Below are 8,301 nucleotides of genomic sequence, written 5' to 3' on the forward strand. Positions count from 1 at the left end.
TTCTCAAAATTTGATGAAAATCCAATAAATATAAAAGGAGAACGTCCTTATTTAAGCACGAACTTTAAAGGACGTCCACCTATATTTGAATAGCTGGTTTTACTTATCACTCTATTTAAAAATACAGCCAAAATTATTTGATCATCTGTTCCCTTAACCATTTGTGGTGTACTGATATAAACTATATCCTTAAGTAAATTTTGAAAGTACTCTTTATTAGAAATATTATTAGAAAAACCATCTGTAGAAATTAAATTTCCTTCTAAATCAATTATCCCTATTGATCTAATTCCTAAACTATTACAATAATTTAACAATTGTTCTTGTTTTTCCTCAAAAGATAAGGACATATTATTTATTTTTTCATCAGCTGCAATAGAATGGGCTGCTTCCAACTTTCCATTTAATTTTTCCTTTACTATTTTGGCTGAATTATTAACCATATCTTTCATAGTTTCGCTTTTCATGTTACTTAATTTAGCATTCACAACTAAATATGTTCCTAAAAATGCACTTAAAAAAACTCCTATGAAACACAGTGATAATTTCCCAATTAATTTAGACTTTATACTCTCCTTTTTTTTCATTTGTTATCTCCCCTTAAAATATTTTACATCTATATTTCGACCATTTATTAATTATTGTTAATAGCTCAAAAATTTATTATAAATATAATAAATTTTCAATAAAAAAAATGAAGAATACTTCAACAACTCCATATTCTTCACTGAATAAATTAATAATCTTATAAATAAGATGAACGTGGATATCCTTCTCTATATTTACCACGAGTTTGAAGTCCACCAATTCCTTTTATTCCTGTTATCGTACTATCTATAACATCTTTTATTGATACTATTTCATCAATCCTTGTATATGCAATTTTTTCACATACAAAAACCGGATCTAAGCAATGAATTAGCACTCTATTTGGACTTGATGCAAAATTAGCACCAGCATCAAGCATACCTTCATAACAGCTTTGACATGCCCCAGCAAATATAACTAATTCGTCATAACTAGAATTATAATTCCTAAGGGCCTTAATAGCCTCAATATAATATTTTGAATTTCTATAGCAATGTAAATCTAAATAGTCTTTAGAATCTTTTTCTACACCATCATGTCCTGTAAGAACAACAATATCTGGCTTAATTTCCTTAACTAAATCAACTATGACATCTGGCTGTTTTCTCTCTGGTACAGCACGTCCAACAGCATCTAATGAAAGCTGTTTATAAACCTTTAAACAAGTTTCCATATACTCTTCATCACCATCTACATGAAGAATCTTTCCAGGCCTTCCAAACATCATTTCTTCAGAATTATCTAGTCTTTTATTAGTTCTTGGCACTAAATCTGCTCTTAATTTAACAGCGCTTCTTATAGCCTTTTTAACTCTGCTATTTAGTATCTTTTCTGTATCACCAATATGATTTTCAGGAGCCTCTTCTAAATCTGACCCATCAGAATCAGCAATTATCCTTATGCTTATACCTTTTAATATATATGTTGTTTTTCCATCCTTATCTTTTACATCAATAATTTTGAATGTAATATCTTTATCATATGATTTTCTTACTACTAAGTCGCCAATGTTCATCTTCTTTTCCTTTTTATAGTACTTCACTGTATTTATATGATTTTTTAAGTAAAAATGTTAATTGCTCTATAAAAATTCTTTTATAGCAGACGTTATTGAATTTAGTAAACTATTTATAATTACCTTCCACTTATGTATTTTGCGAAAACCTTTAATTTTGTTATATTACATATAAAAAAATAAAATGTCTCAATAAAAATTAACCTTTTTTATGGCTAATTTATATTTGAGACATTTTTAAAAATCATTTGTATAATTAAATATACTCATATCAATAATTTATAGATTATATTCTTCTTTAAATTCTCCAAGGAATTTTAAATATTTTTCCTGTTCATTGACGATACTCTGAAGCTTTGATGCAAAAGTATCTTGCCCCCAATTAACTTCATTATAATAATAACGATTAGCAAGTCTCCAATATCTTTGTGGGAACTGTAAGTATGCATATAGTACCTTCATTTCTTCATCACTTAACTTTGAAACGCTGTTATATGCATTTAATATATCTCTTGCAAAGCTAATATTCCAATCAACTCTTTTAAGTACCTTTATCATAAAATTAGATATGTCAAAAGTTCTGACTTCTCTTTTACAATAATCAAAATCAATTACATGAACATCTTTGCCATTTAAAATTATATTATGATAAGTATAATCATGATGACAGAAGCTCTTTTCCTCTTCTGCTTTAGCGCAAAGGCTTTCATACTCTGATGAATTTAATGTATCTAATGCCTTCTTACCTATATCCTTATAAAACTCCATAGACTGTAAATATAGAATATCAAAGTCACTCTTAACACTCTTTTTTCTTATCATATCTCTCATTTTGTCTAGTGATTTAATTCTCTTTTCCATTAAATGAGGCCATCTTCCTAAGTCACTTTTTAGCTTTGAATTATCTGGTGGATCATACCCCTTAGAAGCCTCATGAAGTTTAGCTAATGTTTTTGCAGCTATCTTTACCTCTTCAATATTGTGAAAATCACATTCTCTTCCATCAAGCCACTCTGAAAGAGTATATAAATCTTCATTTACAAGTGCATATGGTTCTCCATCTGTATTTAAGAAATACTTATCTACATTCTCAAATCCGTTTTTAACTAAATGCTCTTTAGCTCCATATACAAATAATAATTTCTGAGGTCCATAGTTTATCTTTTTAAGACATCTCTCTCCTTTGTTAGTTTTTAAATAATAAATGCCCTTGTTGGCCTTTAACACCTCAATTTTAATATTAAACTGCCTTTCTATTTCAAATTCCCTCATCATAGTCCTCACCTCCTTTATATTTATATGTCCACCTTATTTCTTTTATTAACAAAACTTAATGCAAATTAATATAATGAAATGAGAGTACTTAGAAAGGATACATCATGAAAATTGGAATAGATGGCAGAGCTGCCAAGTGGTACAGAGGGACAGGAATTGGTACTTACACATATGAGTTAATTTCTAATCTTAATTCAATTGATTCCTTAAATGATTACCTAATTTTTTTACCAGACTCTTCAGTATTAGATTCTTTAAATTCAAATTTTCATATTAAGTTTGCTGATAATACTGAAAATCAAAACTTCTGGGATCAAGTAAGTGTACCTAACATCTTAGATGATTCAAAAATTGATCTTTATCACGTTCCTCAAAATGGTGTTGGACTTTCAGAGAATATAAATTGCAATAAAGTTATAACTCTTCATGATATTATTCCTTTAAAGATGCCTGAAACAGTCAGCCAAAGATACCTTAATATATTCAATAATGTACTTCCTAAATTAATTCCAAAATGTGATGGTATTATTACTGTATCTGAATTTTCAAAAGATGATATTTCAAAAGAATTTAATTTTCCTAAACAGAAAATATATGTTACTCATCTTGCTGCTGAGAAAATATATAAGCCTCTAAACAAAGAAATCTGCAAAAATATAATAAAGCTTAAATATTCTATTAATAATAATTTTATTCTTTATGTTGGAGGATTTAGTCCAAGAAAAAATATACTTGGTCTTATTGAATCATTTTCTCTACTTCCATTATCAATAAGAGAAAAAAATACTCTTGTCATTACTGGACATAAGGGAATTTCATATCAAATATATAAAGAGCGAACCGAGAAATTAAATATATCTAGTAATGTTATTTTTACAGATTTCATTCCTCTTCAAGATATGCCTATATTTTACAATGCTGCTAAGCTCTTAGTTTATCCTTCTTTTTATGAAGGTTTTGGACTTCCTCCTTTAGAAGCAATGGCATGTGGAACCCCTGTAATAGCTTCAAATGTAACTTCACTACCAGAAGTATGCGAAAATTCCGCTATTCTTATAAACCCTGAAGATACACACAAATTAAGTATCGCCATTCAAAAATTAATTGAAGATAAAAAACTTGCAAATGAAATGATACAAAAAAGCCTTGTAAGAAGTGGACAATTTTCATGGCAAAAAACTGCATTAAAAACAATACAAGCATATGAAAGCGTACTTAAAAATTAAGATTAAAAAATAAAAGAATTTGCTAAGACTTAAAATATCAAAGCAAATTCTTTTATCATTTATATTAACTTTTCCTTAAATTTCTTTAAAAATACCTTTCTAAAATTATCATTCTCTATTTTCATATTTAATCTATTTAGAAATACATCATAATCCCAATTTTTTTGTTTGAAATAATAAGAACGTCCAAGAGTAAGTATATCTCTAGGATAAGATAATAATATATATATTAATTTATATTCATAATCATCTATTTTATAGACCTTATCATAGCTTTTTACTAATTCAATACTCTTATAGACATCAAAGGCTGCATTTTTTATTCCTTTTAAAATTATATCTGCTATATCCATTACTCTTAAATCTACTGAAGAATAATCAAAATCTATTAAATACATATTGTTATTATTATAGATGAAATTGTGCTGTGCTAAATCATTATGGCATATAACTACATTTTTCAAACTGTCTCTATACTCTTCATATTTGATATTTTTTATTTCTTCATTTACATTATTAACTTCTTCAATATAAGTATCTATATTTTTATAAAATATTTCATCAAATTCATTTCTAAATTTATATAATCCTATAAGTTTTTTTATCTCCTTAAGTTCATATAGAGAATTCTTTACCTTTTCAGAAAAACTTATATCTAATTTATTTTCTAAATTACTATTTTTAACAACCTTTTTTGAAGCCATATGCATATTAGCTAAAGATTCAGCACACATATTAACTTCTATTGGGTTTGTAAAAGAAGCCTCTCTACCATCTATTAAATCCATAATAACGTAATAAGATCCCTTCCATAGCTTATATGTCTTGCCATCAGGAAACTTATAAAAACTCATTACATTTTTATCTTCTTTTCTTATTTCATCTACAATATTATTTACAAATTTAAGCCTATTTTCCCCATAATCAACTCGCTTTAAAATTTTATTTCCCTCATCTGTATTTAATAAAAACACTTTTCTAAGAGGTGTAATATCATTAACCTTAATACCTGCTTCATTAAAAAAATCTAGGCTTAGTTCATAGTTTGATAAATATCTTTTTTCAGAATACCTTGGTTTGTTCATATAATCTCACCCCATATTTATAAATTGATTTTTTCATATTCTAAGGTTTTAAGAAGTATTTTTAACTGTTCATCTAAGGTATACTTTTTTCTTCCTTCCTTATACCTTATCCACTGTTTCATTGTATCTGAAGGAATGTTTAAAAGAATATTTATATACTCATAACTATTTTTATCTAATTTATTTATACTGACAAATTCATCTATGTAGTTTTTAACATCTATAGTTTTATCTTTACGTTTTATTTTTTTTAAATAATTATATGCATCCTCTTCTATTAGGTTATAAGAAATGTTTTTTATCTTTCCAATCTCAATACTACTAGATTTTCTAAGATTACCTTCATCAGTTCTGCCTAAGCATATCTCTCCTCTATTCATACTTCTTTTTATAATTTCTATAAAATTAATATTATTCAACTTTTTTAATGCTCTATATCCTTGATTAATAATCTCTTCACCATTAGCAATTAAAAAATTATCTATTTCATTTAAATCCACCTTATTGCACCTATACTCTAAATCTACTTTTAGTCTTCTTAATTCTACTTTATAGCCTTCTACTCTTTTACCTATGGTGCTATTTATACGTGTATATCCAATTTTAGAGTAACCAGTTAAAATTTCATCCAAATCTTTTATTAAGTTTATCTGATTTGAAATTCTATTATTGTCAATATACTTTTCAGATTTAAAATATTCATCTTTTATCTTTACATTTTTTCTAAATAGATATTCTACTAATGTTTCAATATTAACCAACCCCTTTTAATTAAAAAAATCATGAATAAACAATGTTCTGCCTTCCCTGTCTTCTATATACTTACTTAATCTTCTTAAAAATAATTCCTCGCTCCATGGCTGTTGCTCCCAATACATTTGAATTCCAAGTTGCCAAAAGGCTTGAGGAAACTCCATAAAATACCCCATTATCTTAAGCTCTTCTTCGCTTACATCTATGTTTTTGCAATAGGCATTTAAAATAATATTTGCTTTTTCTCTGCTCCATTTTCCATCCTTCATTGCCCTAATAAAAAGAGATGACAAATCATGAAGATGAGTATCTAATATGCAGTAATCAAAATCTATGATATAAATGTTATTTTTAGAATTTATTAAAATATTATGATTTGCATAGTCATGATGACAAAATCTTCTTTTTAACATCTCTCTTTCCATAAGTTTAGTGTAATTTGATTTTTCTAATAATTTTATGCATTTATTAGCTCTTTCAATTTCTTCATCTAAACAACTTAAATAAAGTAAATCAAAATTTGACTTATATGCCTTTTGACTTATTCTTTTTTTAAAATCTAATATTTCATCCTTTCTAGTATTAAATACCTTAATCCATGAAAACCACCCTATACGTGGTTTCATATCCTTTGTTAAGGTAAAACCTTCACTACATTTATGAAGGCTCGAAAGCTTCTCTGAAACCATAGCAAGCTCTATAGGATTATCAAAATTACTTTCTCTTGCAGTTATCCATTCTGTAAGATATGCATAGTATCCTATAAACTCTATAAAATATTCACCAGTTTTATTTTTTATAATAGCTGGAATAGTCTCAAAACCTTGTTTTTGTAAATGCAATATAGCTGATAGTATAAACTTAAAATGTGGATATTTGTATTTAATAATTTTTATACAATATATTCCCTCTTCTGCTTCAACTTTATAAGTATTTTTAACCTGCTCAATATTTTTAACCTTAATATCATAATTCTTTTCTATAATATCCTGTACTCTTTCTTTCTCCAACTTTTAAAACTCCCAAAAATTAATTTCTTGCTATTATATGATTTAACTATTTTTTATGTGATTTTTATTCACACTTTTTTATCTTTCATAATATTTTATTATATAAGTCTTTTTAGAGGTGTATTATGAAACTTGCTATAGATTCCAGAAGCATGACTCTTCATGCTGGATCTGGTATAGGAACATATACAAAAAACTTAGTTCTAAATTTAATAAATATTGATTCCTCTGATAACTTGAACTTAATATGTACTGGAAAAATTCCTGAAGACTTAAACCAAAAGAATGTAAATATATTTTTATCATCTGGAAGACATGGAGAATTCTACGAAAAATTCTATATCCCTAATTTACTCAAAAAAAATGAGATAAACTTATATCACATTCCACAAAACGGAATAGGCTTTCCCTTTGATGCTTCACTAAAAACTATAGTAACAATTCATGATTTAATTCCTTACATACTACCTGAAACTGTTGGCAAGGGCTACCTTAAAAGATTTTTAAGAGATATGCCTTATATAATTTCTAAAGCTGCTGCAATTATAACTGTTTCTGAATACTCAAAAAAAGATATACTTAGATTTTTTCCTGAATTTCCTCAAGATAAAATATTCGTTACGCCCCTAGCTCCAGATAATAACTTTCATCCTATTGAAAAAGATTTTTGCAAAAAGTATATAGAAAATACTTATGGTGTAACTGATCCATATATCCTATACGTAGGTGGATTTAGTAAAAGAAAAAATGTTAAAGAACTCATCATAGCCTTTGAAAAGATAAAAAATTTTCTAAATAGAAAGCATAAATTATTGATTGCAGGTTCCCTAAGAGATGAAGGAAAAGAATTAAAAGCATTTACTGAGGAAAAAGGACTATCTGACTCTATTATATTTACTGGATTTATTGAAGACTGTAATCTTCCAATACTTTATAGTGGTGCTGAAGCCTTTGTATATCCTTCAATTTACGAAGGTTTTGGACTTCCTCCTCTTGAAGCTATGAGCTGCAAAACCCCTGTAATAACTTCTAATTTAACTTCTATTCCAGAGGTAACTTCTGATGCAGCTCTTCTTATAAACCCATATAATATTGATGAATTAAGCTCTTCAATGGTCACTTTATTAAATGATGAATCTTTAAAGGAAAAACTAAAAAAAATAGGCTATAAAAGAAGTAAAGAATTTAGTTGGAATACTGTTGCCAAAGAAACTCTTTCAATATATAAAAAAATTTTAAACTCATAGATAAAAGGGGGCTGTAAAAAAAGTCCTAAAAATCAAACGACCATACTAGCTCAAAAGCTTGTATGGTTGTTTTTTTCATATACTTATATTTTTTCATCTTTA

The 8,301-nt window shown here is 27.1% G+C and carries 8 protein-coding genes; 2 read left to right on the top strand and 6 right to left on the bottom strand.

From position 1 onward, the window contains the following. Nucleotides 1-47: 47 nt before the first annotated feature. The 3 genes from BM384_RS13200 to BM384_RS13210 all read right to left on the bottom strand — a co-directional run bounded on the left by BM384_RS13200 (nt 48) and on the right by BM384_RS13210 (nt 2,878). Nucleotides 48-587, bottom strand: coding sequence for a PDC sensor domain-containing protein (locus tag BM384_RS13200; RefSeq protein ID WP_090014300.1), 540 nt, complete (start codon nt 585-587; stop codon nt 48-50). 158 nt (nt 588-745) lie between these two features. After that, nucleotides 746-1,603: a sporulation peptidase YabG gene (gene yabG, locus BM384_RS13205; protein ID WP_090014301.1), complete on the bottom strand. Its 858-nt coding sequence runs from the start codon at nt 1,601-1,603 to the stop codon at nt 746-748. Between the two features lie 279 nt (nt 1,604-1,882). Beyond that, the gene (locus BM384_RS13210) at nt 1,883-2,878 is read right to left on the bottom strand and encodes a CotS family spore coat protein (protein ID WP_090014303.1); all 996 of its coding nucleotides are present in this window, start codon (nt 2,876-2,878) and stop codon (nt 1,883-1,885) included. A 104-nt stretch (nt 2,879-2,982) separates the two neighbouring features. Between BM384_RS13210 and BM384_RS13215 the strand changes: the two genes are divergently transcribed. Next, on the top strand, nt 2,983-4,104 hold the full coding sequence (locus tag BM384_RS13215) for a glycosyltransferase family 4 protein (protein ID WP_090014305.1): 1,122 nt from the start codon (nt 2,983-2,985) through the stop codon (nt 4,102-4,104). A 59-nt stretch (nt 4,105-4,163) separates the two neighbouring features. Here the strand turns inward: BM384_RS13215 and BM384_RS13220 are convergent, their stop codons facing one another. From BM384_RS13220 to BM384_RS13230, 3 genes are read right to left on the bottom strand one after another with little or no spacing between them, the layout of a single operon-like run. After that, nucleotides 4,164-5,189 carry a CotS family spore coat protein gene (locus tag BM384_RS13220; protein WP_090014307.1) on the bottom strand — a complete coding sequence of 342 codons (1,026 nt, stop codon included), beginning with the start codon at nt 5,187-5,189 and terminating at the stop codon, nt 4,164-4,166. A 17-nt stretch (nt 5,190-5,206) separates the two neighbouring features. Further along, the gene (locus BM384_RS13225; RefSeq protein ID WP_090014309.1) at nt 5,207-5,950 is read right to left on the bottom strand and encodes a hypothetical protein; all 744 of its coding nucleotides are present in this window, start codon (nt 5,948-5,950) and stop codon (nt 5,207-5,209) included. 6 nt (nt 5,951-5,956) lie between these two features. Further along, nucleotides 5,957-6,952, bottom strand: coding sequence for a CotS family spore coat protein (locus tag BM384_RS13230; protein WP_090014311.1), 996 nt, complete (start codon nt 6,950-6,952; stop codon nt 5,957-5,959). A 125-nt stretch (nt 6,953-7,077) separates the two neighbouring features. Here BM384_RS13230 and BM384_RS13235 point away from each other — a divergent pair, with 125 nt between their 5' ends. Beyond that, nucleotides 7,078-8,199 (top strand): glycosyltransferase family 4 protein, encoded by a 1,122-nt coding sequence (locus BM384_RS13235; protein WP_090014313.1) that lies wholly within the window; start codon nt 7,078-7,080, stop codon nt 8,197-8,199. Nucleotides 8,200-8,301: the final 102 nt, after the last annotated feature.

This window comes from Clostridium sp. DSM 8431 (assembly GCF_900116755.1).
Classification (GTDB): Bacteria; Bacillota; Clostridia; order Clostridiales; family Clostridiaceae; genus Clostridium.

Coding starts and splice junctions, on each gene's coding strand:
- BM384_RS13200 (WP_090014300.1), bottom strand. CDS start 587: ATGAAAAAAAAGGAGAGTATAAAGTCTAAATTAATTGGGAAATTATCA.
- yabG (WP_090014301.1), bottom strand. CDS start 1,603: ATGAACATTGGCGACTTAGTAGTAAGAAAATCATATGATAAAGATATT.
- BM384_RS13210 (WP_090014303.1), bottom strand. CDS start 2,878: ATGATGAGGGAATTTGAAATAGAAAGGCAGTTTAATATTAAAATTGAG.
- BM384_RS13215 (WP_090014305.1), top strand. CDS start 2,983: ATGAAAATTGGAATAGATGGCAGAGCTGCCAAGTGGTACAGAGGGACA.
- BM384_RS13220 (WP_090014307.1), bottom strand. CDS start 5,189: ATGAACAAACCAAGGTATTCTGAAAAAAGATATTTATCAAACTATGAA.
- BM384_RS13235 (WP_090014313.1), top strand. CDS start 7,078: ATGAAACTTGCTATAGATTCCAGAAGCATGACTCTTCATGCTGGATCT.